The following is a 26,276-nucleotide window of genomic DNA, read 5'->3' on the forward strand; positions in this document are numbered from 1 at the left end:
GGTGGGGGTCGGTGCCGGCTCGGCTGCATCCGACACTGGCACGGCGGTGGGCGGCAACAACGCCGGATCGGCGCGCAGGACGCGGCGGTGCAGGTCCTGGAGCGCGTCACCCGGCTCGATGCCGTACTCGTCGCGCAACAGCCCGCGGAATTCCCGGTACGCGGCCAGCGCCTCGGCCTGCCGGCCGCTGCGGTACAGGGCCAGCATCAGCTGGTGCCGCAGCCGCTCCCGCAGCGGGAACTCAGCGGCCAACTCCTTCAGTTCGCCCACGAGTTCCCGTTGCCGGCCCAGCCGCAGCTCCAGATCGGCCCAGCTCTCCAGGGCGGTGGCCCGCAGCTCGATCCAGCGCTGGCGGGCGGAGTCGAAGAAGAGCCCGGTGAATCCGGTGAACGGGTCACCCCGCCACAACTCCAGCGCGGCCTTCAGCTCGGTCACCGCCTCGGCGGCCCGGCCCTCGGCGCGGAGCCGCTCCGCCCGACGGATCCCCCGCTCGAACCGGGTGGCGTCGACCGCCTCCGGCCCGACCCGAAGCTGATAGCCGGCGTCGGTCAGCGTCAGCACCTGACCGGGACTGCGGGGTGGGCGCTCGGGCTCCAGCACCCGGCGCAGCCCGGCGACATACTTCTGCACCACGTTCGCGCCGTTGGCCGGCGGCTCCTCGGGCCAGACGGCGTCGACGACCTGTGCGGTGGTGACCGGGCGACCGCCGGCGAGCAGCAGCACGGCCAGCACGGCCCGCTGCTTACCCGGCCCGAGGTCGACGTCACGATCGCCGTACCAGGCCCGCTGAGGCCCGAGAATCTCGAAGCGCAGCTCCCCTGACATGCGAGTTTCCGCTCCCTGACACCCCGCTGACCGCGTCTTGGCAGTGCACGGCAGTCGGACCGCAGCATATCGGCAGTGGTTCCGCCGTACCGCCCGGCAGTCTCTGTCTCGGCAGAAGCCAGGCACCGTCAAGGAAAGAGATTCAGTGATGACGAACGGAACCGGCCGCGCCGGCACCATCCGACGGACCGTCAGCGCCCTGGTTGGCGTCCTCACCGCGACCACCCTGCTCGCCGGTTGCGGCGCGGACGGGTCGGGTACCGGCGCCGACGCGGCCAGCCCCAGCCCGACCGCGACCCCCCGGGAGGAGTTGCTCGCGGCGGTGCCGGACGGCACCGAAGGCGCCTTCCGGTTCGCCGGCAAGGACTCCAGCTCGGACATCTCCGGCGTGGTGGACCCGGCTGCGAAGGGCATGGACCTCACCGCGGCGGTCAAGGACCCGGAGCACGGGTTCACCACCCGGATGTCGTTCCTGGTCGTCCAGGAACAGCTCTGGATGAAGGTCAAGTTCACCGGCACCGAGGGACTGACCGGGCTGCCCAAGCTGCCGAGCCGCTGGATGGAGCTGGACCGCACCAAGCTGACCGACGCCGAAAGCGCTCCGACGTACGAGGGCGTGGACGTCGGCAACGCCGGCCCGATCATCGAAGCCGCCACCTCGGTGCAGGAGAAGGCGGACCACACCTACACCGGCGTGGTCGACCTGACCAAGGGTGAGGCCAGCAAGGCGGTGGGCGAGGCGGAGGTGGCGGCTCTCGGCGAGGCGGCCCGGCAGGTCCCGTTCACGGCCGTCGTCGGCCCCGACGGCAACCTCGCCTCGCTCACCGTGGACGTCCCGGCCGCAGGCAAGGCAAAGGCCTGGACGTACGTGGTGAAGTACGTCGACTACGGCTCGGCGCCGAAGCTCGCCGCGCCGACCGGCAACGCGGCCCAGCAGGCGCCGAAGGTGGCGTACGAGATGCTCAACGGCTGACCGTCCACGCAGCAGGGAGACGGGGTCGCGGCCGCACGGGGGGTCGCGACCCCGTCTCCCTGTCGACGATCAGCGGGGGTCGGAGCGGGTGCGCAGGCTCCGGCGGAGATGGGCCAGGCGGGGTGCGAGGCTGGTCAGACCACCGGGGAAGAAGTAGACCGCCAGGATGAAGACCGTGCCCAGAACGAACAGCGGCTGGCTCAGCGGGTGGCTGAGAAAGGCTGGCAGGGAGTCGACCGCCTCGGAGGTGCCGAACGCGGTGAGCCGGTGGTCCAGGTACATGTAGAGGACACCGCCGAGCACCGGGCCCCACCGGGTGCCCGGCCCGCCCAGCACCACCATGACCAGCAGCGACAGGGTCAACTCGGACGAGGTGATGTGGGGTGACGCCCCGCCGACGATCAGGCAGTAGACCACCCCACCGGCCGACGCCAGCCCGCCGGCGAGGGTGAACGCCACCAGCTTGTAGCGGTACGGGTCCAGCCCGAGCACGCCGATCCGCCGCTCGTCGTCCCGCAGCCCGGCCAGGACCCGCCCGGTCGGCGAGCCGGAGACCCGGTGCACCACGAAGACCACCAGGGTCAGGTACGCGAGCGCCAGCCAGTACAGGTTGACCGTGTTGGTCACCCCGACCAGCCCGGCGGGCAGCCCGGACACGTCCAGCGGCAGGCCCTCCTCACCGCCGGTGAGGCCGCCGAAGTCCCGTGCCACCAGGATCGCCCCGACCTGGGCGAAGGCCAGCGTGACCATGGCGAACGCGATGCCCACCGTACGCAGCGCCACCGCGCCGAGCAGCGCCGCGAGGATGGTGCCGCCGGTGATCGTCAGCAGCGCCGCCTGCCAGAGTGGCAACCCGGCCCGGGTGACCAGGATGTCCGTGCCGTACACGCCGGCGGCGAAGTAGAGCGCGTGCCCGAAGGAGAGCATCCCGGTACGGCCGAAGAGCAGGTCGTAACCGGCGGCCAGCCCACCGAAGATCAGGCAGATGGCCAGCAGTTGCAGGGTGCCGGGCGAGTTGACCGGCCCCTCGAAGATCCCCGGCAGGGAGATCGTCGAGTACGGCAGGATCGCGAGGACGGCCAGCGCGACCAGCGGCAGGAACGGGCGTACCCGGTGCCACCGCCCCCGCTGCGGGGTCAGCTCGGCGGGCACCCGCGCCGGGGGCGCGTCGACCACGGAGTTCGTCATGCCGTTGCCACCTTTCCGGCGATGCCCTGCGGGCGCAGCAGCAGCACCACGGCCAGCAACCCGACCACGCAGATGTCGCCCAGCCCGGACGTGCCGTAGTAGTTGACGAACTGTTGCACCAGCCCGACCACGACCGCCGCGTACGCGGAGCCGACCACCGAGCCCATCCCGCCGATCACCACCACGATGAACGCGAAGATCAGCAGCGAGCTGCCCTGCCCGGGCGAGACGGTGCCGAAGTAGACCCCACCGAGCGCGCCGGCGAGCGCGGCTGCCGCCCCGCCGATCGCGAAGACGAGCGTGAACGCCTTGCGCACGTCGATGCCGAGCGCGGTCACCATCTCCCGGTTCTCCACCCCGGCCCGGATCACCAGGCCGTACCGGGTCCAGCGCAGGAAGGCGAGCAGCGCGCCGAGCACCAGCACCGCCGCGATGATCAGCAGCAGGCCACCGTTGGGCACCTGCGCGCCGAGGATCCCGGTGACCTGCCGGGTCCAGTCCGGCCGGGGGAACGGCCGGGCGTCGGCGCCCCACGTGGCCTGGAGCAGCGCCACCCCGGCCAGCGACAGGCCGACGGTGACCAGCACCTGCTCGATGGTGCGCGAGTAGAGCGGCCGGATCAGCACCAGCTCGACCAGCACCGCGACCAGCGTGCCGGCGGCCACCCCGAAGACGACCGCGAGCACGAAGCCGAACCCGTCCGACCCGGCGCCCGGCAGGTTGCCCGCCGCCCACCAGGTCGCGTACGCGCCGACGCCGAGGAACAGCCCGTGCGCGAAGTTGAGCACGTCGGCCAGGCCGAAGACCAGCGACAGCCCGGAGGCGACCAGGAAGTACAGCGCCGCCAGGCCGAGCCCGGTCAGCGTCAACAGGATCAGGGTGCCCATCAGTGCTGGTCCTTCCCCGCCGCGGCGCGGCCCGGCTCGGCCACGTGCTGCGATTCGCCGCTGCCCACGCCCAGCAGGGACCTGGTCAGCGCCGTCTCCAGCAGCAGCTCCTGCGCGTCACCGGTCCAGGCCACCTTGCCGGCGGCGAGCACCACGGCGTCCCTGGCGAGCCGCCGGACCACCGCCAGGTTCTGCTCGACGAGCAGCACCGGCACCGACTCCGCGACCCGTTCCAGCACCTCGGCCACCTCGGTCACCACCTTCGGCGCCAACCCCTTGGTCGGCTCGTCGACCAGCAGCAGCCGGTTGTCGTTGAGCAGCACCCGGCCGATCGCGAGCATCTGCTGCTGCCCGCCGGAGAGCGACCCGGCCCGTTGCCGTCCGCGCCGGTCCAGCTCCGGAAAGAGCGCGAAGACCTTGTCGTACGCCGGGCTGACGCCGCGCCGCTCGGCCAGCCGCAGGTTCTCCGCGACGGTCAGGCCGGCGAACACGCAGCGGTCCTCCGGCACGTAGCCGAGCCCGCCGCGGACCAGCCGGTGGGTGGGGCGGGCCAGCAGGCTCTGCGCGCCCATCCGGACGGTGCCGCGCACCTCTCCGGCGGGCGGGGTGAGGCCGACGATCGCCCGCAGCGTGGTGGTCTTGCCGACGCCGTTGCGGCCGAGCAGGACGGTCACGCCGGTGGGTGCGACCGTGAAGGACACGCCCTGGAGGATGTGCAGCCCGGAGATCCGGACCGACAGGTCCTCCACGTTCAGGATCGGCTCGGTCATAGCGCCTCTCCGAGATACGCCTCTTGCACCGTGGGGTTGGCCATCACCGTCTCGGGGGTGTCGCAGGCCAGCAGCGCGCCGTGGTGCATGACGGCGATCCGGTCGGCCAGCTCCAGGATGACGTCCATGTGGTGCTCGACCATCAGCACCGCCCGGCCGCTGTCCCCGGTCAACGACTTGATCACCGAGACCAGCTCGGGCACGTCCTCGGCGCTGACCCCGGCCATCGGTTCGTCCAGCAGCATCACCCGCGGTTCGCCGGCGAGCAGCAGGGCGATCTCCAACTTGCGCTTCTCGCCGTGGGCCAGGGTGCCGGCCAGCGCCGTACCCCGGTGGGCGAGGCCGACCCGGTCGAGCGCCGCGTCGGCGGCGGCGGCCACCTCCCGGTCGGCCGCCGCCCGCCGCCACAGTGCCATCGAGCCCCCGCGGTGCGCCTGCACGGCGAGCCGGACGTTCTCCCGCACGCTGAGCGAGCCGAAGACCGACGACGCCTGGAAGGTACGGCCCAGTCCGAGGCGGGCCCGCCGGTGCGGCGGAAGCGCCCCGATGTCCTGCCCGTCCAGGGTGATCCGGCCCTCCGTGGCCCGGCGCAGGCCGGTGATCAGGTTGAACAGTGAGGTCTTGCCGGCGCCGTTCGGCCCGATCACGCCCAGGAACTCCCCGGGCGCCAGGTCGAGGTAGACGCTGTCGACGATGGCGACCTCACCGATCCGCCAGGTCAGACCGCGGGTGGCGAGCATGGTCAGCCCTTCATGGCCACGGCCGGCGGCGCGGACTCGTCACCGGTGAGGCTCTTCTGCGCGGTCGCCGTGAAGGCGGTGCCGCTGCCGGTCAGCTTGGCCTGGAACATCGGCTGGAGCAGCGCGTGGTCCGCGGCCCGGATGGTCATCTTGCCCTTGACCCCGTCGAAGCTCCAGCCCTCCAGGGCGGTGACCATCTTGTCGACGTCGTCCCCACCCTCCTGCACCGCGCGGACCACCATCTGGGCGGCGGCGAAGCCGTCCGGGTGGAACAGGTCGAGCGTGCCGCCGGGGATCTTCGCCTTGGCCGCCTTGGACGCCTCGGTGTCGCTCGCCCCGTCGAAGTAGTGCGACAGGAAGGAGATCTTCGTGCCGGCGGCGCCGAACGTCGGCCAGGAGGCGCGGATGTCCAGGCCGGTGACGACCGTGGTGGTCGAGAGGACGCCCTGCTGGTCGAGGCTCTGCCACATGGCCGGGGCGGTGGTGCCCGCCCAGGCGACGAAGAGCAGATCCGGCTTGGCCGTCTTGATCTGGCTGGCGAACGGGGTGAACTCGGTGGCGCTGGCCGGGGCCCGGACGCTGCTCACGGTGGCGCCCGCGCCGCCGATGACCGTCTTGACCGCTGCCTCGTTCGCGTCGCCGAACGCGCCGTCCTGGGCGAAGACCACGACCTTCTTGCCGGCCGGGTCGCCGATGAACGACTTGGCCGTCACCACGTCCTGGTACGACTGGCGGCCCGAGCGGAAGGTGTACTTGTTCGCCCCGGTCACCGCGTCGGTGGCGGCCGGCCCGGAGATGAACAGGACCTTGTTCTGCGCCGCGATCGGCGCGACCTGGAGCGCCACACCGGAGGCGGTGGAGCCGGCGATGATCTTCGCGCCCTTGCCGATCAGGTCCTTCGCCGCGGAGACCGCCTTGGCCGGGTCGCCCGCGTCGTCGACCTCGGTCAGCTCGATCTTGCGGTCACCGACCTTGCCGGTGCCCTGGGTGGCGAAGTCCAACCCCGCCTTGAACCCCTCGATGTACTGCTTTCCGTAGCTGGCCAGGGCACCCGACTGGGAGTACACCAGGCCGACCTTGACCGGCGCGGCGCTGTCGCCGCCGCCGGTGGCGGTGTCCTGCGGGCTGCCACAGGCCGTGGCGGCCAACGCCGCGGCCATCATCGTGGCGGCGGAGAGGAACACCCGCCGCGTCGTCCGGACCGTCATTGCGACTCCACATGAGGACTCGGAGGGAGAGAACTTCTTCGTGACGGCTCACGCTAGAAGTGACGTCACCCACGAGCTATGTGGCCGAAACACACAAGTAACAGGAAGGGGGTGGCCGGACGTTACAACTGGCCGCACCGCCACCGGAGGGCTCGGCCTCTCGATGGCCCGTACCCCCACGGACCGCCCCGCCCGTGTGTCGCCCCGCGCCATCCGCCTATCACCGCAGGGCCGGTCAGACGCACGGTCCGTCGTGGGCCGCCGGGCGCAGACAGCGCCGGCGGCCGTCGAGCAGGTTGTCGCAGAAAACCCGATGACGTACGCACTGCGCGTCCTCCTCCGACACCGTCGTCTCGGCCCGGTCCACGTCGGCGAGGAAGCCCAACACCCGGGTGATCCCTTGAGCGAACCGCAGCGCGCCCGGCAGGTCGACGGCCATCACCGGCAGGTGCACGACGAACCGCTGCCTCTCGATGCTCACGCCACCACCCTCGACTCTTCTGTCCTGCCAGCCCTGGAGGGCGGTCCGGTGTGCGGGTAGGGGACGCCCACCGGACCGCCCGGCCCCACGCCCGCAGCCCTTTTCGGCGGCGGTACGGACGCAGAGCCCACCTCACGCCCGGACCCGAGGGGTTTGCCGAACCAACCGGAGCCGGACAGCCAGCAACCTACCCCAAATACTTGTGTAGGTCGACCCTGTGAGGCGACGACACCACAGCCTGTTGCAGTAACTGGTGTAGGCCGGCATGATCGGAGACGCCGAACCGACCGGAGTCCTCACCATGCCCACAGCAGAAGCCCCATACCGCCGCATCGCCAATGAGATCGCCGCGAGGATCAAGAGCGGCGAGCTGAAGCCGGGCGACAAGCTGCCCTCCACTCGTGAACTCGCCGAGACCTACGAAGTGCACATGAACACCGCCTCGCGAGCGCTCTCACTTCTCCATGACCGAGAGCTGATCACCGGCCAGCCCGGCCGCGGCACCTACGTCGCCGAGCAACCACACGGCTGACTCGTCCAACTGTCAGATCGAATGGGAAGGGTTGCGCGGCGTGTCGGCCAGTCATGTTCTGTGCGTGCGGGGCAGCCGACCTTGCGTCGGCAAGGCACGCCGCCACTGACACTCCCCGGGCCGATCCGGACCCACTCAGCGCGAAGATCACAGCAACCCCCTGATGTTGCTGCCTCGATCCGCACCGAAACAGCAACATCGGGGAAGTTGCTGCCGCAAGGCCGCTCCGCCCCCCTTCGCGATCGTGCTCGACCGTGGATGTAGTGGCCTCGGCCGCGCCGCGACACCACTACTTCCAGGATCAAGCGCGATCTTCGCGGCGCGCCCGGACGTGCCGCTGGCCCGCTGTCCGGGTGACGGACGGCGGGCCAGCGTGCGGGCCGGGCGTGGTCGGCCCGGCGGTCGGCTAGGAGCGGATCAGCTCCGGACCGAAGTCCGCTCGGCCTCGGCGAGCTACGCCCGAGGCCGACTCGGAAGATCAGCTCGTGGCGAGGCCGGCGCGGGCGGCGACGGCGGTGTCCGGGTGGTCGGTGAAGACGCCGTCCAGGCCCAGGCCGAGGAAGAGCTCGTACTCGGCGGTGATGTCGCCGCGCGCGTTCGGGTCGGTGCCGATCCGGAAGTCCACCGGCAGGAACTGGTTCTCCGCGCGGAACGTCCAGGAGTGGACGAGCAGCCGCTCCCGGTGCGCGTCGCGTACCACGTTGGTCGGGGCGAGCAGGGCGCCCGAGGCGTCCCGCGGCACGATCAGGTTCTTGTTCGCCCCGATGCCGTCGGCGTACGCGGCGATCCACTTCAGCCCGGCCGGCTGGGCCAGATCCTGGTAGGTGCGGGTGTCGCCGGCGACGGTGAAGTCGTACGGGCGACCGGTGGCGTCGAGCAACTGGGCCAGGTTGACGTCGATCATGAGGTTGAGCTTGCGCAGGTTGGCCGTCTCGAACGACTGGATGAAGACCGGCGCCTTGCGACTGCTCAGCTTGTTCTGCCGGAGCACCCGGACCAGTGGCTCCTCCAGGGCCAGGCCGATCGAGGCGAAGTAGCTCGGGTGCTTGGTCTCCGGGTAGATGCCGATGGTGCGGCCCCGTGCCCGCCCTTCGGTCCGGGCCAGGTCGATGACCTCCTGGAGGGTGGGCACCTCGAAGCGGCCGTCGAACGCGGTGTTCGCCACCCGCACCTGCGGCAGTCGCTCCTTGGCCCGCAGGGTCTTCAGCTCGGTCAGGGTGAAGTCCTCGGTGAACCAGCCGGTCACCGCGACACCGTCGATGGTCTTCGTCGCCTTGCGCGCCGCGAACTCCGGGTGGGCGGCCACGTCGGTGGTACCCGAGATCTCGTTCTCGTGCCGGGCGACCAGCACGCCGTCGGAGGTGGACACCAGATCCGGCTCGATGTAGTCGGCGCCCATCCGGATCGCCAGCCGATACGCCTCCAGGGTGTGCTCCGGCCGGTAGCCGCTGGCGCCGCGGTGACCGATCACGATCGGCCGGTCGTTCGCCCGGGCGTGGTCCGCCCTGGCCACCGGATCGGCGGCGGCCATGGTCGGCACGGCCACGGCGGCGGCGAGCAGCGCGCTGGCCACGCCGAGGGTCGAGAGGGTACGTCGCAACGCCGTCTCCTGTCGTTGAGGGAACCGGTTCAGCAGAGCGCCTCGGATTGACCGGGAGTTGGTCGATGACTGGCCAGCAGATGAATCTCCGGAATGGGCGTTCCCGCTCCCGCTCTGGCGTGAAAACGGAAGATTGTCTGGTGCGCCGGTATTTCCGCAACCCCGTGCGGCTGGTGCCGTTCGGGTTCCTGGTGCCGATCCTGCTCGGCACCGGTCTGCTGATGGCGCGTTGGGCGACCGTCGACCACCAGCGCCCGCCCCTGGTCACCGCGCTCTTCACCGCCACCTCGGCCGTGTCGGTCACCGGGATGGCGGTCACCGACACCCCCAACTACTGGTCCGGGGGCGGACTGGTGGTGATAACCGTGCTCACCCAGCTCGGCGGCCTCGGCATCCTCACCGTCGCGGCGCTGGTCATCCTGGTGGTGGCCCGCCAGCTCGGGCTGCGCAACCGGCTTCTGGTACAGGCCGAGACGGCGGAGTTCGGCATCGGTGACGTCGCTCGGCTGCTGCGCCGCATCGCGGTCACCGTCTTCGCCTGCGAGGCGGTGATGACCGCGCTGGTCGCCGGCCGGCTCTGGCTGGTCTACGACTATCCACTCGGGCGAGCCCTCTGGTCGGGCGTCTTCCACGCCGTCCAGGCGTTCAACAACGGTGGCTTCGCGCTCTACTCCGAAGGCCTGCTGGCATTCGACCGTGATCCGTGGGTGTCTCTCCCGCTGGCGTTCGGCGCGATCGTCGGTGGGCTCGGGTTTCCCGCCCTGTTCGAGGCGGCCCGCGAGTGGCGTCGGCCGGTGCGCTGGGCGGTGGCCACCAAGCTGACCATCTGGGGCAGTGCCGCGCTGCTGCTGCTCGGCTCCGCCGGGCTGCTCGCCGCCGAGTGGACCAACGTCGGCACCATCGGCTCGTACGACGTCGGCGGCAAGATGCTCGCGTCGTTCACGCAGATCGCGTTGAGCCGCACCGGCGGCTTCAGCGTCCTGGACATCGCCGCGCTCCAGGAGGAGAGCTACCCGCTGTTGATCGTGCTCATGTTCATCGGCGGCGGCAGCGCCAGCACGGCCGGCGGGATCAAGGTCTCCACGTTCTTCCTGCTGGCGTTCACCATCTGGGCCGAGCTGCGGGGCGAGCCCGACGTGAAAGTCGGGCGCCGCCGGGTGGCCACCGCCAGCCAGCGGCAGGCCATCACGGTGTCGCTGCTCAGCGTCGCGCTGGTCACGGCCGGCACGATGATCCTGCTGCTGCTCACCGAGGGCGTCCGCTTCTTCGCCGCCCTGTTCGAGGTCACGTCCGCGTTCAGCACCACCGGGCTGACCATCGGGCTCGCCGGCACGCTGCCGGCCAGCGGCCAACTGACCCTCACCGTGCTGATGTTCATCGGCCGGGTCGGGCCGCTCACCCTCGGGTCGGCGATCGCGTTGAACACCCGACGCCGGCTCTACCGCTATCCCCAGGAACAACCCATTGTCGGCTAGCAGCGAGGAGGGGCGAGGTGTCGGCTAGGCGAGCGAACGGCAGCGGCGTCGTGGTGGTCGGGCTGGGCCGGTTCGGTAGCCAACTGGCCCGGTCACTGACCCGGATGGACCGCGAGGTGCTGGCCATCGACCACAACCCGGACCGGGTGCAGCGCTGGTCCGACCAGCTCGACCGGGTGGTCCAGGCCGACTCGACCGAGGAGGGGGCGCTGCGACAGCTCGGCGTCGCGAGCTTCGAGCGGGCGGTGGTGGCCATCGGCGCCTCGGTGGAGGCGAGCGTGCTCACCGTGCTGGCGCTGGTCGAGCTGGGTCTGTCGCAGATCTGGGCCCGGGCCACCTCGCAGAAGCACGCCAAGATTCTCTCGTCGGTGGGCGCGCACCACGTGATCTTTCCGGAGGCGGAGACGGGCGACCGGGTGGCACACCTGATCGTCAGCCGGCTGCTCGACTTCATCGAGTTCGACGACGACTTCGCGATCGCCACCGTCCGCGTGCCGGAGTCCCTGGTCGGTCGCACCGTGCTCGACCTGCGCCCGGACGAGCGCTACGAGGTCCGGGTTATCGGCGCCAAGCTGCCGGGCGAGCGCTTCCGGTACGCGTCGGACAGCACCAAACTCCTCGAGGGTGGGCTGCTGGTGGTGGAGGGCGGGATCGACCAGGTGCAACGGTTCGCGGGGCTGCGCTGAGCCGGGTCACTTCTTCCCGCCGCCGTGCCCCCTCCCCTCACCCTTGGTCACTTTCCCCCTTTTCCCGAACCACCACCCGGCCCCTTGCCTTTGCCGGGCTTCTCGGGCTTGGCCTTCGGGGCGCTGCCCGGCCCGGACCCACCCGAGCCGGATCCACCGGAGCCGCCCCGGACCGTCGCCGCCCTGGGCGGGGCCTTCGTCGTGGCGGCCTTGCTCGTCGTGGCGGCCTTGCTCGTCGGGGCGGTGGACGGCGTGCTGCCGGCCACCCCGGAGACCCGTACCCCGCAGGTCGCGTCGCCGAGCCGGAACTCCACCGGCAGCGGGTTCGCCCCGCTGTACCTCCCCGTCAGGGTGAGCTTCTCGGCCTCGCCGGGCGCCAGGGTGGTGCGCTGGGCCGCCGGCCGGATCAGCACCGTGCGGCCCTGCTGGTGCACCGAGGTCGGCTCCGCCTTCGTCACCGTCTGCTGACCGGGGAAGGTGAAGCTCATCGTCCAGTCACGAAGCGCGCTGCCGCCGGTGTTCGTCAGGGTCAGCTCGGCGGCGAAGTCCTTGCCGGAGTCCGCGCGCAGTGCGTACGCCACCTCGCAGGGCGCCGCCTTCGGCAGACCCATCCGGGCCTCGGTCGGCGGCTGGTCCCCGCCGCTGGCCGGGCTGCGCGAGGTGACCCCCCACAGAGCGCCGGTGACCGCGAGCAGGCTTGCGGCGGCCACCCCGGCCTCGACCCGCCGGCGTCTGGTCACCCGCCTGCTTCGGTTACGGGTACGGGACAGCGGCAACGCGTCGGTCTCCGCCGACCAGGGCAGGATCGTGGTGCCCGCGTTGGCCAGCGCGGCCGCGTCGAGCGGCCCGGCGGCCGGCGAGACCGGCACCGCCGCCAGCATTCCGGCCGCGTCGGCGAGGGTACCGGCCACTTCGGCGGTGGTCGGCCGTTCCCCGGGCTGCTTGGCCAGACAGCGCCGCACCAGGTCGGTCACCTCGTCGGGCAGCCCCGGCACCTCCGGCATCGGGTCGGGGTCGTTGTACATGTGCGCGCGCAGCATCTGTGTGGTCGTGCTCGCCTGCCAGGGCAGCCGGCCGGTGAGCATCCGGTAGAGCAGCAGCCCGACGGCGTACACGTCGGTGGCCGGGGAGACCTGACCGTTGTCCAGCCGCTCCGGCGCGAGGTAGGCGGGTGTGCCCAGCAGCGCCCCGTCCGGGCCCTTCTCGCTCTCGCCCACCAGCGCGGAGATGCCGAAGTCGACCACCTTGACCCCGGTCGACGTGAGCATCACGTTGCCCGGGGTGACGTCCCGGTGCACCACGCCCCGGGCGTGCGCGGTGGCCAGCGCCGAGCTGACCTCCGCGCCGATGGTCACCGCCTCCCGCCACGGCAGCCGCCCCTCCCGGCCCAGCCGGCCGGCCAGGGAACCGCCGTCGACCAGCTCCATCACCACGTACGGCACGGTGAGGCCGGCCCGCACGGACTCCCCGTAGTCGTACACGTTGGTGATGTTCGGGTGGCAGAGCCGCGCGGCGGCCTGCGCCTCGATGCGGATCCGGTGCCGGAAGGCCCGGTCGCTGGCCAGCCGGGACGCGAGCACCTTCACCGCGACCTGCCGGCCGAGCACCTCGTCGTAGCCCCGCCAGACCACCGACATGCCGCCCGCGCCGAGCTGCTCGATCAGCCGGTACCGCTCATCGAGGAGTTGCGCGCCGTTCCGGTCCCCACCGCCCATGGTGGCCGTTGTTGCCCAGTGGCGGCCCGACTACACCTCAGGTATCGAATTCGGTCCCAAATGTCACCCGATCAGGCGGTGGCGAGCAGCTGATCCACCGGCGCGAAGTCGTCGGTCAGCACCAGCGCGTCCCCGGTGAAGTCCGTCAGGTCCGCGCCGGAGAGCAGGCTGACCCCCCGGTCAACCTCGTCCAGCCGGGCGCGGACGGCGGCCACCGGCAGCGGCGCGTCGGAGGCGACGATGAGGAAGTTCGCGCCCTGCTCCTCGGCGAGCGCCTCCGGCGGGGCGATCAACGCGACGTGCGCGAACTCGGCCGCCACCGTGGCCAGTTCGGCGCGGATGAACCGCAGCGGCGGGTAGTCGATGACGTTCTGCACGTACACCCCACCCGGGCGAATCACCCGCCGGACCTCGGCGGCCATCTCGCGGGTGGCCAGGTGCCAGGGCACCACCAGGTGGCCGAACGCGTCACCGACCACCAGGTCGCGGCTGTCGGTCGGCTCACCGACGACCAGCATCCGGGCGTCGCCCACCTCCGCCCGCAGTTCCGGCCCCGGGCGTACGCCCAACTCGCGCTCGCCCAGCTCGACCAGCCCGCCGTCGATCTCGAACACCACGTTGTCGGTGCCCGGCCGGGTGGCGCTCAGGTAGCGCGGCACGGTGAACCCGCCGCCGCCCAGGTGCAGCGCGTCCAACCGCTGCCCGGCCGGCGCGAACACGTCGGCGACCGCGCCGATCCACTTCGTGTACGCGTACTCCAGGTGCTTCGGGTCGGTCAGGTCCACATACGAGTGCTGGGCCGAGTTGAGCAGCAACGTCCGCCCGCTGGGCCGGTCCGGGTCCGCCGTCACCCGGGCGCAGTGGTACGCCGTCTCGATGTCGCACGGGTTCGGCGCGACGGTGGTCAGCCCCGCTCCGACCAGGCCGAGCACCGCCAGCGCGGCCCGGGTCCGGGCCGGACCGGGCAGTTGGGTGCGCGACTGCCGGCGCAGGTACCAGCCGAGGCCGATGCCGGCCAGCCCGAGCGCCACCGCCAGCGCCAGCAGGATCACCGTGCTGGGCAGCGCGGCGACCAGCACGAAGCCGGTGAGCAGCGTGGCGGTGATGCCGCCCAGGGTGCCGATCCCGGAGAGCCGGCCGACCACCTGGCCGGTCCGGCGCAGGTCGGCGAGCTGAAGCTTCACGACCAGCGGGGTGACCGCGGCGAGCAGCGCCGCCGGCACGAACACGGCCAGCGCCACCAGCAACAGGATGGCGCTGGCGGCACCGCCGCGCAGCACCTCACCGGCGTACCGGACCACGGGCAGGGTGATCGCGGTGGCGATGCCGGCCAGCACCAGCGCCGGCGCCAGCAGACCCCGCGGGTCGCGCCGGTCAGCCAGCCAGCCGCCGGACCACGCCCCGTACGCGATCGCGGCCAACGCGATGCCGATCACCGAACTGGTCACCTGGAGGGTCACCCCGACGTAGGGGCCGACCAGGCGCAGCGCGACGGTCTCCAGCACCAGCACGGCGCCGCTGGAGAAGAAGACCAGGAACGCGGCCAGGCCGTTGGGCAGCGCCCGGCCGGTGACCGGCACGGGCGAGGCCGGGGAAGCCGGCGGGGCCGCTACATCGGACGGTGGGGAGCTCATCGTCGCGATGGTACGCAGCCAACCTGGTGCTGCGGGTCAGTACATCGAGAGATGAACATGGTTCGTGTGGCTCGCGGCCGGGCTGCCGCTGCCGCTGTACGAGCGCCACCCGGTGCCGGGATGCCAGATCTGCCTGTACCAGATCACGTAGAGCACACCCAGCCGGTCGGCGTTGCGCACGTGCCAGGCGGCCAGGCTGTCCCCGTACGCCTTGTCGCCGCCGGTCGCGTTGCGGTCCTCGAAGCCGTTGGTGGCGGCCGCGAAGTCGCAGGCCCGTCCCTTCGGGTGCTCGCCACCGCCGCCGCTGCGTTTGCACGAGACGTGCCGCTTGTATCCGGCCGCCTGGGTCTGCTTCAGGGCGTTGAGGGTGCGCGGGGTGATACAGCCGGACGTGGTCGGGTCCTTCACGGAGCAGGATTCCGACGGCCACGATCCGTCCGAGTTGCGCGGCGCCGGCTTCGCCGAGGCGGAGCTGCCGCCGCTGAAGCCGTTGCTGCTGCCCGAGCTGACCTCGGCGAGCGCCGCCTCGGCCTCCTTCTTCTTCTTCGCCATCACGGCGAGCTGCTTCGCCTGCTCGCGGACCTCCGCGTCGATGGCGAGCTTGGCCTGCTGCGCCTGCTGCCGGGCGTCGGTCAGGGTGCGCAGCCGCTTGCCGTCGCGCTGGGCCATCAGGTCAAGGTCGGCCGCGCGTTGCAGGAACATCTGCGGGTCGGCGGAGTTGAGCAGCATCGACACCGGGGTGAGCCGACCCGCGCGGTACGACTGCGCGGCCACCTCGCCCACCTGGGCGGTGAGCCCCACCAGCCGGCCCTCGACGCTCTTCAGCTCGGCGGTGAGCGCCGTCTGCCGACGCTTGGAGTTGTTCAGCTTGGCCTTCGCCTCGATGTGACCCTTGGCGGTCAGCTCCAGCGCGTCCTGCAGCTTCTTGCTGCCGCCCTCGCCGGGTTCCGCGTACGCGGGCACCGCTCCACCGGCGAACACCAGCGCGACGGCGGCGACGAGAGCGAGCAGTGCGCGGCGACCGCGCCGGCTGAGCCTGGTCCTGGGCACGAAAGCGTCCTTCCGTCGACCGCCGGCCCCCGCTGAACCCCTGCGCGGCGGCGTCCCCGCCGGCGCCGATCGGCGGCCTGCTGGCGGAGACCGCCGGTCACGATACCGGAAGCCGTCCCGGTGACCAGCCCCCTGACCGCCCCGCGGCGCCGGTGTCGACGCAGCGTGCCACCACCGTCGCGGAGTGCGCGGATCAGGTGCCGAGCAGGGCGTCGTGCACCTCGGCCCAGACCTCTTCGTTGGCCGCGACGAGCAGGCCGTGGCCCTCGTCCGCCGGGTGGTAGTCGACGCCGTCGAACCGGCGGGCGACGCCGCCGGCCGCGCGGACCAGCAGGGCGCCCGGGGCATGGTCCCACGGCAGGGTGCGCCAGAAGAGGGCGAACTGCTGCTCCCCAATGAGGATGTCCAGGTACTCCCGGCCGGCGCAGTGCTGGCCGGGCAGCAGCTCACCGAGCCGCCGACCACCGGCACGGACCCGATCCCGGGTGTCCGGCGGCAGGAACCGGGTCATCGCGGCGCCGCGCAGCTCGCCCGGTCGCGGCACGGAAGCGGTGTCGCCCACCGGCCGGCCGTTGAGCAGGGTGCCGTCGTCGGCCCGGCCGCTGGCCAGGATCCCGCCCAGCGGGTCGAGGATCCAGCCGGCGACCGGCCGCCCCTCGGTCAGCAGCGCCACCATCAGCGCGAACGGCCGGCGGCCGGCGGCGAAGTTGGCCGTGCCGTCGACCGGGTCGACCAGCCAGACGTCTCCGCCGTCGCGCAGGTGCCGCAGCAGCCCCGGGTCGTCGGCGACGCCCTCCTCGCCGACCACCAGCGAGCCCGGCAGCAGCTGGCGCAGCCCAGCGGCGATCAGCTCCTCGGCGCGGCGGTCCGCGACGGTGACGATCTCACCGGGCGCCTTCTCCGAGACGTCGGCGTCGTCGAGCTTGCGGAAAAGCGGCAGCACGACCTGGTCGGCGGCCTCCCGGAGCAGGTCACCGACGTCGTCGAGCAGGGCGTCAGCCACGCGGCGGCAGCTTGACCACGCTGACGAAGAACTCGTCGATCTGGCGGACCACCGAGATGAAGCGCTCGAAGTCCACCGGCTTGGTCACGTAGGCGTTGGCGTGCAGCTGGTAGCTGCGCAGGATGTCCTCGTCGGCCTGCGAGGTGGTGAGCACCACGACCGGGATCCGACGCAGCTCCTCGTCCTTCTTGATCTCTTCCAGCACCTCCCGGCCGTCCCGGCGGGGCAGGTTGAGGTCGAGCAGGATCAGGTCGGGCGTCACGGCGTCGGCGTACTGGCCCTCCTGCCGCAGGTAGGCGAGCGCCTCGGCGCCGTCGGACACGACGGTGAGCCGGTTGCGCAGCTTGTGCTCCTCGAACGCCTCCTGGGTCATCAACACGTCACCCGGATCGTCCTCCACGAGCAGGACCTCGATCGGGCTCTTGCCGTCCGCCGGCGCGGTCATCCCACCGTCTCCCTCATGTCACCCGTTCTACCGCCTTCCGGGGATCCGTCGGCCCGGTCCGGCCGGTCCGCCCCGGCGGACTGCTCCGGGGGCGTTGCCGGCGTCTCATCCGAGGGCGCGGAGTCGCCGGTCGCGACACCGGCCGCAGCCGCCTGCGGCGACTCCGGCGAGTCGGCGGCGGCTGCTGCCTCGACGTCCTCCGGCAGCGCCGGCAGGGTGAACCGGATGGTGGTGCCCTCCGGCACGTCCGTGTCCACCCAGACCCGGCCGCCGTGGTATTCCACGATCTTCTTGGCGATGGCCAGGCCGATGCCGGTGCCCGGATACGCGTCCTTCGAGTGCAGCCGCTGGAAGATCACGAAGATCTTGTCGGCGAACTCGGGCTCGATCCCGATGCCGTTGTCCTGGCAGCTGATCTCCCACTCGGCACCGACCAGCCGCGCCGAGACGTGCACCTTCGGCGGCACGTCCGGACGGCGGAACTTGATCGAGTTGCTGACCAGGTTGGCCAGCAGGTTGGTGAGCAACGGCTCCTCGCCACGGATCACCGGCAGCTCGGTCCAGGTCAGTTCGGCGTCGGCGTACTGCCGGGCGGCCTCGGTCTGGCCCGCCACGTCGCCCATCACCTTGTTCAGGTCGACCTCGCTGAAGCCGGTGGTGAGCCGGCCGATCCGGGAGAACGCCAGCAGGTCGTTGATCAGACGCTGCATCCGCTGCGCGCCGTCCACCGCGAAGGCGATGTACTGGTCGGCCCGCTCGTCGAGCTGACCGGCGTAGCGGCGCTGCAGCAACTGACAGAAGCTGGCGACCTTGCGCAGCGGCTCCTGGAGGTCGTGCGAGGCGACGTACGCGAACTGCTCCAGGTCACGGTTGGACCGGGTCAGCTCCTCGGCCTGCTTCTGGAGCTGACTGTTGACCCACTCGATGCGCTCGCGGGCCTCCCGCACCTCGGCCAGGTCGGAGGCGATCTTCTGGCGCATCGCGTCCACGTCCGCGCCGAGTTGGACGAACTCCGGCGGGCCGGTGATGGCGATGCCGTGCTGGTAGTCGCCCTTGGCGACCTCGCGGACCTGGTCGGCGAGCCCGACCAACGGCCGGACCACCATCCGGTCCAGCGAGAGCAGCAGCACCGCGCCGGCCACGACCACCACCAACGCGGCGACGATCAGCAGCACCACCAGCACGTTGCTGCTGTTGCGTACGTCGTCCGCGGACTGCTCCCGGGCCGTCAGGATCTCCGCCTGGAGGTCCTCGATCGCCGCCCGGACCTGATCGAACTGCTGCCGGGCCCGTTCGGTGACCAGTGCCTGGCCCGCGCTGGTGCCGCTCTGCTCGGTGGTGGTGATCACCGGCACCGCCACCGACTGCCGCCACTGCTCGGCCCGCTCCTCGACGATCCGCAGCTCCTGGCCGACCTGCGGGTAGTTGTCGAGCAGCGCCCGCATCGCGGCGACGACGTTCTTCTCCTGGTCGAGCCCCGCCTGGTACGGGGTGAGGTCGTTCGGGTCGCCGCTGACCGCGTACCCGCGGACCGCCGTCTCCTGGTCGAGCACCGCGTTGAGCAGCTCCTGCGACTGCACCCGCAGCGGGCCGGTCTCGTTCAGGATGGCGTCGATCTGGGTGCGGTTGCGGGCGGCCATAGCCGCCTCGGCCGCAGCCAGGCCGATCAGCAGCATGCCCACGACGGCGAGCAGGGTGATGACCCGGCGGCGCAGACTCCAGGTGTTGACCACCGGCGTCACCGGCCACCGCCACGGCTGACCAGCAGCATGGCCACGTCGTCAGCGAGCGGGCCACCGTTGATCTGCTCGGCTCTGCCGACCAACCAGGCCGGCAGGTCCGGCAGTGCCACCTCGCGGTTGGCCGGCTCGTCGAGCAGCCCACTCAGACCCGGCACGTCGAGCCTTTCGTTGCCGGCGCCCACCCGTCCCTCGATCAGGCCGTCGGTGTACATCAGCAGGGACCAGTCATCGGTGTCGAACTCCAGGTCGTAGGCGATCGGCCGGCGGGGTCGTACGCCCAGCAGCAGGCCACCGGGCGCGGGCACCGGAGCGACCCGGCCGTTGGTGAGCAGCAGCGGCGGCGGATGCCCGGCGAGCCGGACGGTGGCCCGGTTGGCGTCCAGGTCCAGTCGGGCGGTGGCCACCGTCGCGAAGATCTCCTGGAGACGGCGCTCGCTCATCAGCACCTGCTCCAACGCGGGCAGCACCTCGTCGTCCGGCACCTTGGCCAGCACCAGGGCCCGCCAGGCGACCCGCAGTTCCACGCCGAGCGCGGCCTCGTCCACGCCGTGCCCGCAGACGTCCCCGACGATCAGGTCGATACGGTCCGGACTCGTCTGCACCACGTCGAAGAAGTCCCCGCCGATCAGCGCGGCGTGCCGGCCCGGCCGGTAGAAGGTGTGCACGGCCACCTGGTCGGTCGACATCAGCGGCTGGGGCAGCAGGCCGCGCTCGAGCCGAGCCGACTCGGCCTGGCGCAGCTCGACCTCGCGCAGCCGGCGGGCGTTCACGTCGGCGCGTTTGCGCTCCACCGCGTAGCGCAGCGCCCGGGTCAGCAACACCCCGTCGACCTGGCCCTTGACCAGGTAGTCCTGCGCGCCCTCGGCGACGGCCACGATGCCCAGGTGCTCGTCCGAGCGGCCGGTCAGCACGCAGACGGCGGCGCCACTGGACATCTCCAGCACCTGACGCAGCCCGTCCAGCCCCTGCGCGTCCGGCAGGCCCAGGTCGAGCAGGACGCAGTCGATGTCGGTCATCCGCTGCCGCGCCTCGCTGAGGCTGCTGGCGACCAACAGCTCGATCATCGAGTTCGTCTCGGCGAGCAGCTCACCGACCAGGAAGGCGTCGCCCTCGTCGTCCTCCACCAGCAGCACCCGCAACCGCTCACCCGGCGGCAGGTTGGCGTGCCGCGACAGGCCGCCGTGCGGGTAGGGCACAACGGGGGAACCGGCCGTGCCGACTCCCCGGTACGGCCGGGTCACCGCCGCGAGACGCGGGAGTTCGCTGGTGATGTCGGGCTCCTTCCGAGTGCCCTGCTGATCCTGTATTAGACAACGGTCGCACACAACACGACGGCCTCGGCGCGGCAGGGGATGGGCCGCATCACTGCCCGCCGAAGGACAAACCGGGCGCGACGGACGCTCGGGCGTCCGGCCGTCCCACCCGGCCACTGCCCGACCGGCCGTCCCACCCGGGGCTGCCGGAGGGCAGGATGATGCCACCCCAGGCCCCACCATCCCCGAGGAGTTCCCGTGGGCGCACCTCCCACCCCCGCCACGACCGGCGCGCCGGTCGTGGCGGGGGTGGGAGGTGCGCCCACGGGAACTCCTCGGGGATGGTGGGGCCTGGGGTGGCATCATCCTGCCCTCCGGCAGCCCCGGGTGGGACGGCCGGTCGGGCAGTGGCCGGGTGGGACGGCCGGACGCCCGAGCGTCCGTCGCGCCCGGTTTGTCCTTCGGCGGGCAGTGATGCGGCCCATCCCCTGCCGCGCCGAGGCCGTCGTGTTGTGTGCGACCGTTGTCTAATACAGGATCAGCAGGGCACTCGGAAGGAGCCCGACATCACCAGCGAACTCCCGCGTCTCGCGGCGGTGACCCGGCCGTACCGGGGAGTCGGCACGGCCGGTTCCCCCGTTGTGCCCTACCCGCACGGCGGCCTGTCGCGGCACGCCAACCTGCCGCCGGGTGAGCGGTTGCGGGTGCTGCTGGTGGAGGACGACGAGGGCGACGCCTTCCTGGTCGGTGAGCTGCTCGCCGAGACGAACTCGATGATCGAGCTGTTGGTCGCCAGCAGCCTCAGCGAGGCGCGGCAGCGGATGACCGACATCGACTGCGTCCTGCTCGACCTGGGCCTGCCGGACGCGCAGGGGCTGGACGGGCTGCGTCAGGTGCTGGAGATGTCCAGTGGCGCCGCCGTCTGCGTGCTGACCGGCCGCTCGGACGAGCACCTGGGCATCGTGGCCGTCGCCGAGGGCGCGCAGGACTACCTGGTCAAGGGCCAGGTCGACGGGGTGTTGCTGACCCGGGCGCTGCGCTACGCGGTGGAGCGCAAACGCGCCGACGTGAACGCCCGCCGGCTGCGCGAGGTCGAGCTGCGCCAGGCCGAGTCGGCTCGGCTCGAGCGCGGCCTGCTGCCCCAGCCGCTGATGTCGACCGACCAGGTGGCCGTGCACACCTTCTACCGGCCGGGCCGGCACGCCGCGCTGATCGGCGGGGACTTCTTCGACGTGGTGCAGACGAGTCCGGACCGTATCGACCTGATCGTCGGGGACGTCTGCGGGCACGGCGTGGACGAGGCCGCGCTCGGCGTGGAACTGCGGGTCGCCTGGCGGGCCCTGGTGCTGGCCAAGGTGCCGGACGACGAGGTGCTGCCCGCGTTGGAGCAGGTGCTGATGAGCGAGCGCCGTCTCCAGGAGATCTTCGCGACGGTGGCCACCGCCCGACTGGACCTGGACGCCAACCGGGCCACCGTCCGGCTCGCCGGGCATCCGCCGCCGCTGCTGCTCACCAACGGCCGGGTCGCTCCGGTGCCCGCGCCCGGTGGCCTGCTGCTGGGCGTACGACCCCGCCGGCCGATCGCCTACGACCTGGAGTTCGACACCGATGACTGGTCCCTGCTGATGTACACCGACGGCCTGATCGAGGGACGGGTGGGCGCCGGCAACGAAAGGCTCGACGTGCCGGGTCTGAGTGGGCTGCTCGACGAGCCGGCCAACCGCGAGGTGGCACTGCCGGACCTGCCGGCCTGGTTGGTCGGCAGAGCCGAGCAGATCAACGGTGGCCCGCTCGCTGACGACGTGGCCATGCTGCTGGTCAGCCGTGGCGGTGGCCGGTGACGCCGGTGGTCAACACCTGGAGTCTGCGCCGCCGGGTCATCACCCTGCTCGCCGTCGTGGGCATGCTGCTGATCGGCCTGGCTGCGGCCGAGGCGGCTATGGCCGCCCGCAACCGCACCCAGATCGACGCCATCCTGAACGAGACCGGCCCGCTGCGGGTGCAGTCGCAGGAGCTGCTCAACGCGGTGCTCGACCAGGAGACGGCGGTCCGCGGGTACGCGGTCAGCGGCGACCCGAACGACCTCACCCCGTACCAGGCGGGGCTCGACCAGGAGAAGAACGTCGTCGCCGCGATGCGGGCGCTGCTCGACAACTACCCGCAGGTCGGCCAGGAGCTGCGGATCGTCGAGGAGCGGGCCGAGCAGTGGCGGCAGTCGGTGGCGGTGCCGGTGATCACCACCACCGAGCAGAGCGGCACCAGCGCGGGCCAGGCACTGGTCACCGAACGGGCCCGGCAGCAGTTCGATCAGGTCCGGGCGGCGATCGAGGACCTCCAGGCGGAGATCCTGACGGCCCGGGAGCAGTCCGCGGACGACGTACGCAACAGCAGCAACGTGCTGGTGGTGCTGCTGATCGTCGCCGCGTTGGTGGTGGTCGTGGCCGGCGCGGTGCTGCTGCTCTCGCTGGACCGGATGGTGGTCCGGCCGTTGGTCGGGCTCGCCGACCAGGTCCGCGAGGTCGCCAAGGGCGACTACCAGCACGGCATCGCCATCACCGGCCCGCCGGAGTTCGTCCAACTCGGCGCGGACGTGGACGCGATGCGCCAGAAGATCGCCTCCGACCTGGCCGAGGTGCGGGAGGCCCGCGAGCGCATCGAGTGGGTCAACAGTCAGCTCCAGAAGCAGGCCGAGGAGCTGACCCGGTCCAACCGTGACCTGGAGCAGTTCGCGTACGTCGCCTCGCACGACCTCCAGGAGCCGCTGCGCAAGGTCGCCAGCTTCTGTCAGTTGCTGCAGCGCCGCTACGCCGGTCAGCTCGACGAGCGGGCCGACCAGTACATCGCCTTCGCGGTGGACGGCGCGCAGCGGATGCAGCGTCTGATCAACGACCTGCTGGCGTTCTCCCGGATCGGCCGGCTCACCACCGGCTTCAGCGAGGTCGACCTGAACAAGGTGATGGGCGACGTGGCGGGCCAGACCGAGGCCGCCCGGCAGTACGCCGACGCCGAACTGACCTGGACCGAGCTGCCGGTGATCCGTGGCGAGGAGCCGTTGCTCACCAACCTGCTGGCCAACCTGGTCAGCAACTCGATCAAGTTCCGCCGTCCGGACGTGCCGCCGAAGGTGCACGTCTCGGCGCGGCTGGTCGGTGCCGAGTGGGAGATCAGCTGCCAGGACAACGGCATCGGGATCGAGCCCGAGTTCGCCGACAAGATCTTCGTGATCTTCCAGCGGCTGCACTCGAAGGACGCGTATCCGGGCACCGGCATCGGCCTGGCCATCGCCAAGAAGATCGTGGAATACCACGGCGGCCGGGTCTGGGTGGACACGGACGTGCCGGAGGGCACCACCATCCGGTTCACCCTGCCGGCGCTGCCGGAGGACGTCGAGGCAGCAGCCGCCGCCGACTCGCCGGAGTCGCCGCAGGCGGCTGCGGCCGGTGTCGCGACCGGCGACTCCGCGCCCTCGGATGAGACGCCGGCAACGCCCCCGGAGCAGTCCGCCGGGGCGGACCGGCCGGACCGGGCCGACGGATCCCCGGAAGGCGGTAGAACGGGTGACATGAGGGAGACGGTGGGATGACCGCGCCGGCGGACGGCAAGAGCCCGATCGAGGTCCTGCTCGTGGAGGACGATCCGGGTGACGTGTTGATGACCCAGGAGGCGTTCGAGGAGCACAAGCTGCGCAACCGGCTCACCGTCGTGTCCGACGGCGCCGAGGCGCTCGCCTACCTGCGGCAGGAGGGCCAGTACGCCGACGCCGTGACGCCCGACCTGATCCTGCTCGACCTCAACCTGCCCCGCCGGGACGGCCGGGAGGTGCTGGAAGAGATCAAGAAGGACGAGGAGCTGCGTCGGATCCCGGTCGTGGTGCTCACCACCTCGCAGGCCGACGAGGACATCCTGCGCAGCTACCAGCTGCACGCCAACGCCTACGTGACCAAGCCGGTGGACTTCGAGCGCTTCATCTCGGTGGTCCGCCAGATCGACGAGTTCTTCGTCAGCGTGGTCAAGCTGCCGCCGCGTGGCTGACGCCCTGCTCGACGACGTCGGTGACCTGCTCCGGGAGGCCGCCGACCAGGTCGTGCTGCCGCTTTTCCGCAAGCTCGACGACGCCGACGTCTCGGAGAAGGCGCCCGGTGAGATCGTCACCGTCGCGGACCGCCGCGCCGAGGAGCTGATCGCCGCTGGGCTGCGCCAGCTGCTGCCGGGCTCGCTGGTGGTCGGCGAGGAGGGCGTCGCCGACGACCCGGGGCTGCTGCGGCACCTGCGCGACGGCGGAGACGTCTGGCTGGTCGACCCGGTCGACGGCACGGCCAACTTCGCCGCCGGCCGCCGGCCGTTCGCGCTGATGGTGGCGCTGCTGACCGAGGGGCGGCCGGTCGCCGGCTGGATCCTCGACCCGCTGGGCGGGATCCTGGCCAGCGGCCGGGCCGACGACGGCACCCTGCTCAACGGCCGGCCGGTGGGCGACACCGCTTCCGTGCCGCGACCGGGCGAGCTGCGCGGCGCCGCGATGACCCGGTTCCTGCCGCCGGACACCCGGGATCGGGTCCGTGCCGGTGGTCGGCGGCTCGGTGAGCTGCTGCCCGGCCAGCACTGCGCCGGCCGGGAGTACCTGGACATCCTCATTGGGGAGCAGCAGTTCGCCCTCTTCTGGCGCACCCTGCCGTGGGACCATGCCCCGGGCGCCCTGCTGGTCCGCGCGGCCGGCGGCGTCGCCCGCCGGTTCGACGGCGTCGACTACCACCCGGCGGACGAGGGCCACGGCCTGCTCGTCGCGGCCAACGAAGAGGTCTGGGCCGAGGTGCACGACGCCCTGCTCGGCACCTGATCCGCGCACTCCGCGACGGTGGTGGCACGCTGCGTCGACACCGGCGCCGCGGGGCGGTCAGGGGGCTGGTCACCGGGACGGCTTCCGGTATCGTGACCGGCGGTCTCCGCCAGCAGGCCGCCGATCGGCGCCGGCGGGGACGCCGCCGCGCAGGGGTTCAGCGGGGGCCGGCGGTCGACGGAAGGACGCTTTCGTGCCCAGGACCAGGCTCAGCCGGCGCGGTCGCCGCGCACTGCTCGCTCTCGTCGCCGCCGTCGCGCTGGTGTTCGCCGGTGGAGCGGTGCCCGCGTACGCGGAACCCGGCGAGGGCGGCAGCAAGAAGCTGCAGGACGCGCTGGAGCTGACCGCCAAGGGTCACATCGAGGCGAAGGCCAAGCTGAACAACTCCAAGCGTCGGCAGACGGCGCTCACCGCCGAGCTGAAGAGCGTCGAGGGCCGGCTGGTGGGGCTCACCGCCCAGGTGGGCGAGGTGGCCGCGCAGTCGTACCGCGCGGGTCGGCTCACCCCGGTGTCGATGCTGCTCAACTCCGCCGACCCGCAGATGTTCCTGCAACGCGCGGCCGACCTTGACCTGATGGCCCAGCGCGACGGCAAGCGGCTGCGCACCCTGACCGACGCCCGGCAGCAGGCGCAGCAGGCCAAGCTCGCCATCGACGCGGAGGTCCGCGAGCAGGCGAAGCAGCTCGCCGTGATGGCGAAGAAGAAGAAGGAGGCCGAGGCGGCGCTCGCCGAGGTCAGCTCGGGCAGCAGCAACGGCTTCAGCGGCGGCAGCTCCGCCTCGGCGAAGCCGGCGCCGCGCAACTCGGACGGATCGTGGCCGTCGGAATCCTGCTCCGTGAAGGACCCGACCACGTCCGGCTGTATCACCCCGCGCACCCTCAACGCCCTGAAGCAGACCCAGGCGGCCGGATACAAGCGGCACGTCTCGTGCAAACGCAGCGGCGGCGGTGGCGAGCACCCGAAGGGACGGGCCTGCGACTTCGCGGCCGCCACCAACGGCTTCGAGGACCGCAACGCGACCGGCGGCGACAAGGCGTACGGGGACAGCCTGGCCGCCTGGCACGTGCGCAACGCCGACCGGCTGGGTGTGCTCTACGTGATCTGGTACAGGCAGATCTGGCATCCCGGCACCGGGTGGCGCTCGTACAGCGGCAGCGGCAGCCCGGCCGCGAGCCACACGAACCATGTTCATCTCTCGATGTACTGACCCGCAGCACCAGGTTGGCTGCGTACCA

Annotated in this window: 24 protein-coding genes; 9 read left to right on the forward strand and 15 right to left on the reverse strand. The window is 71.8% G+C overall.

From position 1 onward, the window contains the following. Positions 1 to 825: AfsR/SARP family transcriptional regulator (locus EAD98_RS21720; protein WP_147457463.1), on the reverse strand; the 825-nt coding region annotated here is incomplete at its 3' end. 148 nt (positions 826 to 973) lie between these two features. On the opposite strand from EAD98_RS21720, the gene EAD98_RS21725 reads away from it, so the two are divergent. Then, positions 974 to 1,798: a hypothetical protein gene (locus tag EAD98_RS21725; protein ID WP_121655883.1), complete on the forward strand. Its 825-nt coding sequence runs from the start codon at positions 974 to 976 to the stop codon at positions 1,796 to 1,798. Positions 1,799 to 1,867: 69 nt separating this feature from the next. Here the strand turns inward: EAD98_RS21725 and EAD98_RS21730 are convergent, their stop codons facing one another. The 6 genes from EAD98_RS21730 to EAD98_RS21755 form a co-directional block, all read right to left on the reverse strand. Beyond that, positions 1,868 to 2,986 carry a branched-chain amino acid ABC transporter permease gene (locus EAD98_RS21730; RefSeq protein WP_121655884.1) on the reverse strand — a complete coding sequence of 373 codons (1,119 nt, stop codon included), beginning with the start codon at positions 2,984 to 2,986 and terminating at the stop codon, positions 1,868 to 1,870. Further along, positions 2,983 to 3,873 carry a branched-chain amino acid ABC transporter permease gene (locus EAD98_RS21735; protein WP_121655885.1) on the reverse strand — a complete coding sequence of 297 codons (891 nt, stop codon included), beginning with the start codon at positions 3,871 to 3,873 and terminating at the stop codon, positions 2,983 to 2,985. The genes EAD98_RS21730 and EAD98_RS21735 overlap by 4 nt, the downstream gene beginning before the upstream one ends. Beyond that, the gene (locus EAD98_RS21740; RefSeq protein ID WP_121655886.1) at positions 3,873 to 4,643 is read right to left on the reverse strand and encodes an ABC transporter ATP-binding protein; all 771 of its coding nucleotides are present in this window, start codon (positions 4,641 to 4,643) and stop codon (positions 3,873 to 3,875) included. The genes EAD98_RS21735 and EAD98_RS21740 overlap by 1 nt, the downstream gene beginning before the upstream one ends. Next, positions 4,640 to 5,383, reverse strand: a complete 744-nt coding sequence (locus tag EAD98_RS21745; protein WP_121655887.1) for an ABC transporter ATP-binding protein — start codon at positions 5,381 to 5,383, stop codon at positions 4,640 to 4,642. Before EAD98_RS21745 ends, EAD98_RS21740 begins: the two co-directional genes overlap by 4 nt. Positions 5,384 to 5,385: 2 nt before the next feature. Continuing rightward, positions 5,386 to 6,591, reverse strand: a complete 1,206-nt coding sequence (locus EAD98_RS21750) for a substrate-binding domain-containing protein (protein WP_121655888.1) — start codon at positions 6,589 to 6,591, stop codon at positions 5,386 to 5,388. Positions 6,592 to 6,826: 235 nt separating this feature from the next. Next, positions 6,827 to 7,066, reverse strand: a complete 240-nt coding sequence (locus EAD98_RS21755; protein ID WP_121655899.1) for a hypothetical protein — start codon at positions 7,064 to 7,066, stop codon at positions 6,827 to 6,829. A 307-nt stretch (positions 7,067 to 7,373) separates the two neighbouring features. Here EAD98_RS21755 and EAD98_RS21760 point away from each other — a divergent pair, with 307 nt between their 5' ends. Next, a complete protein-coding gene (locus EAD98_RS21760) occupies positions 7,374 to 7,604 on the forward strand; it encodes a GntR family transcriptional regulator (protein WP_121655900.1) in 231 nt (76 codons plus the stop codon). Between the two features lie 478 nt (positions 7,605 to 8,082). Here the strand turns inward: EAD98_RS21760 and EAD98_RS21765 are convergent, their stop codons facing one another. Next, a complete protein-coding gene (locus tag EAD98_RS21765) occupies positions 8,083 to 9,204 on the reverse strand; it encodes a glycerophosphodiester phosphodiesterase (RefSeq protein WP_121655889.1) in 1,122 nt (373 codons plus the stop codon). Between the two features lie 140 nt (positions 9,205 to 9,344). Here EAD98_RS21765 and EAD98_RS21770 point away from each other — a divergent pair, with 140 nt between their 5' ends. Both EAD98_RS21770 and EAD98_RS21775 read left to right on the forward strand, forming a co-directional pair. Next, a complete protein-coding gene (locus EAD98_RS21770) occupies positions 9,345 to 10,679 on the forward strand; it encodes a TrkH family potassium uptake protein (protein WP_121655890.1) in 1,335 nt (444 codons plus the stop codon). A 17-nt stretch (positions 10,680 to 10,696) separates the two neighbouring features. Beyond that, positions 10,697 to 11,365, forward strand: coding sequence for a TrkA family potassium uptake protein (locus EAD98_RS21775; RefSeq protein WP_121655891.1), 669 nt, complete (start codon positions 10,697 to 10,699; stop codon positions 11,363 to 11,365). A gap of 47 nt (positions 11,366 to 11,412) precedes the next feature. On the opposite strand, the gene EAD98_RS21780 is transcribed toward EAD98_RS21775, so the two are convergent. The 7 genes from EAD98_RS21780 to EAD98_RS21810 all read right to left on the reverse strand — a co-directional run bounded on the left by EAD98_RS21780 (position 11,413) and on the right by EAD98_RS21810 (position 20,150). Further along, positions 11,413 to 13,080 (reverse strand): serine/threonine-protein kinase, encoded by a 1,668-nt coding sequence (locus EAD98_RS21780; RefSeq protein WP_121655892.1) that lies wholly within the window; start codon positions 13,078 to 13,080, stop codon positions 11,413 to 11,415. Between the two features lie 71 nt (positions 13,081 to 13,151). After that, positions 13,152 to 14,714: a fused MFS/spermidine synthase gene (locus EAD98_RS21785; protein WP_233583916.1), complete on the reverse strand. Its 1,563-nt coding sequence runs from the start codon at positions 14,712 to 14,714 to the stop codon at positions 13,152 to 13,154. 36 nt (positions 14,715 to 14,750) lie between these two features. Further along, positions 14,751 to 15,764, reverse strand: a complete 1,014-nt coding sequence (locus EAD98_RS21790; protein ID WP_121655894.1) for a hypothetical protein — start codon at positions 15,762 to 15,764, stop codon at positions 14,751 to 14,753. A 193-nt stretch (positions 15,765 to 15,957) separates the two neighbouring features. Beyond that, entirely contained in the window at positions 15,958 to 16,767 is an 810-nt protein-coding gene (locus EAD98_RS21795; RefSeq protein WP_121655895.1) for an inositol monophosphatase family protein, read from the reverse strand. Next, positions 16,760 to 17,212 carry a response regulator gene (locus EAD98_RS21800; RefSeq protein WP_121655896.1) on the reverse strand — a complete coding sequence of 151 codons (453 nt, stop codon included), beginning with the start codon at positions 17,210 to 17,212 and terminating at the stop codon, positions 16,760 to 16,762. The genes EAD98_RS21795 and EAD98_RS21800 overlap by 8 nt, the downstream gene beginning before the upstream one ends. Next, a complete protein-coding gene (locus EAD98_RS21805; RefSeq protein ID WP_199723490.1) occupies positions 17,209 to 18,888 on the reverse strand; it encodes an ATP-binding protein in 1,680 nt (559 codons plus the stop codon). Before EAD98_RS21805 ends, EAD98_RS21800 begins: the two co-directional genes overlap by 4 nt. Positions 18,889 to 18,950: 62 nt before the next feature. Then, complete coding sequence (locus EAD98_RS21810) at positions 18,951 to 20,150, reverse strand: PP2C family protein-serine/threonine phosphatase (protein WP_121655898.1); 1,200 nt, start codon at positions 20,148 to 20,150, stop codon at positions 18,951 to 18,953. A gap of 698 nt (positions 20,151 to 20,848) precedes the next feature. Between EAD98_RS21810 and EAD98_RS21815 the strand changes: the two genes are divergently transcribed. The 5 genes from EAD98_RS21815 to EAD98_RS21835 all read left to right on the forward strand — a co-directional run bounded on the left by EAD98_RS21815 (position 20,849) and on the right by EAD98_RS21835 (position 26,248). Beyond that, the gene (locus EAD98_RS21815) at positions 20,849 to 22,048 is read left to right on the forward strand and encodes a PP2C family protein-serine/threonine phosphatase (protein WP_121655898.1); all 1,200 of its coding nucleotides are present in this window, start codon (positions 20,849 to 20,851) and stop codon (positions 22,046 to 22,048) included. A gap of 62 nt (positions 22,049 to 22,110) precedes the next feature. Further along, on the forward strand, positions 22,111 to 23,790 hold the full coding sequence (locus tag EAD98_RS21820; protein WP_199723490.1) for an ATP-binding protein: 1,680 nt from the start codon (positions 22,111 to 22,113) through the stop codon (positions 23,788 to 23,790). Beyond that, entirely contained in the window at positions 23,787 to 24,239 is a 453-nt protein-coding gene (locus tag EAD98_RS21825) for a response regulator (RefSeq protein WP_121655896.1), read from the forward strand. Before EAD98_RS21820 ends, EAD98_RS21825 begins: the two co-directional genes overlap by 4 nt. Further along, positions 24,232 to 25,041 (forward strand): inositol monophosphatase family protein, encoded by an 810-nt coding sequence (locus tag EAD98_RS21830; RefSeq protein WP_121655895.1) that lies wholly within the window; start codon positions 24,232 to 24,234, stop codon positions 25,039 to 25,041. Before EAD98_RS21825 ends, EAD98_RS21830 begins: the two co-directional genes overlap by 8 nt. Before the next feature lie 193 nt (positions 25,042 to 25,234). After that, positions 25,235 to 26,248 (forward strand): hypothetical protein, encoded by a 1,014-nt coding sequence (locus tag EAD98_RS21835; protein ID WP_121655894.1) that lies wholly within the window; start codon positions 25,235 to 25,237, stop codon positions 26,246 to 26,248. Positions 26,249 to 26,276: the final 28 nt, after the last annotated feature.

The organism is Micromonospora sp. CV4, assembly GCF_003667455.1.
Taxonomy (GTDB): Bacteria; Actinomycetota; Actinomycetes; order Mycobacteriales; family Micromonosporaceae; genus Micromonospora.

Excerpts from the sequence above, each read along its gene's own strand:
- EAD98_RS21725 (WP_121655883.1), top strand. The coding sequence starts at position 974 with ATGACGAACGGAACCGGCCGCGCCGGCACCATCCGACGGACCGTCAGC.
- EAD98_RS21730 (WP_121655884.1), bottom strand. The coding sequence starts at position 2,986 with ATGACGAACTCCGTGGTCGACGCGCCCCCGGCGCGGGTGCCCGCCGAG.
- EAD98_RS21735 (WP_121655885.1), bottom strand. The coding sequence starts at position 3,873 with ATGGGCACCCTGATCCTGTTGACGCTGACCGGGCTCGGCCTGGCGGCG.
- EAD98_RS21740 (WP_121655886.1), bottom strand. The coding sequence starts at position 4,643 with ATGACCGAGCCGATCCTGAACGTGGAGGACCTGTCGGTCCGGATCTCC.
- EAD98_RS21745 (WP_121655887.1), bottom strand. The coding sequence starts at position 5,383 with ATGCTCGCCACCCGCGGTCTGACCTGGCGGATCGGTGAGGTCGCCATC.
- EAD98_RS21750 (WP_121655888.1), bottom strand. The coding sequence starts at position 6,591 with ATGACGGTCCGGACGACGCGGCGGGTGTTCCTCTCCGCCGCCACGATG.
- EAD98_RS21760 (WP_121655900.1), top strand. The coding sequence starts at position 7,374 with ATGCCCACAGCAGAAGCCCCATACCGCCGCATCGCCAATGAGATCGCC.
- EAD98_RS21780 (WP_121655892.1), bottom strand. The coding sequence starts at position 13,080 with ATGGGCGGTGGGGACCGGAACGGCGCGCAACTCCTCGATGAGCGGTAC.
- EAD98_RS21785 (WP_233583916.1), bottom strand. The coding sequence starts at position 14,714 with ATGAGCTCCCCACCGTCCGATGTAGCGGCCCCGCCGGCTTCCCCGGCC.
- EAD98_RS21800 (WP_121655896.1), bottom strand. The coding sequence starts at position 17,212 with ATGACCGCGCCGGCGGACGGCAAGAGCCCGATCGAGGTCCTGCTCGTG.
- EAD98_RS21805 (WP_199723490.1), bottom strand. The coding sequence starts at position 18,888 with ATGCTGCTGATCGGCCTGGCTGCGGCCGAGGCGGCTATGGCCGCCCGC.
- EAD98_RS21820 (WP_199723490.1), top strand. The coding sequence starts at position 22,111 with ATGCTGCTGATCGGCCTGGCTGCGGCCGAGGCGGCTATGGCCGCCCGC.
- EAD98_RS21825 (WP_121655896.1), top strand. The coding sequence starts at position 23,787 with ATGACCGCGCCGGCGGACGGCAAGAGCCCGATCGAGGTCCTGCTCGTG.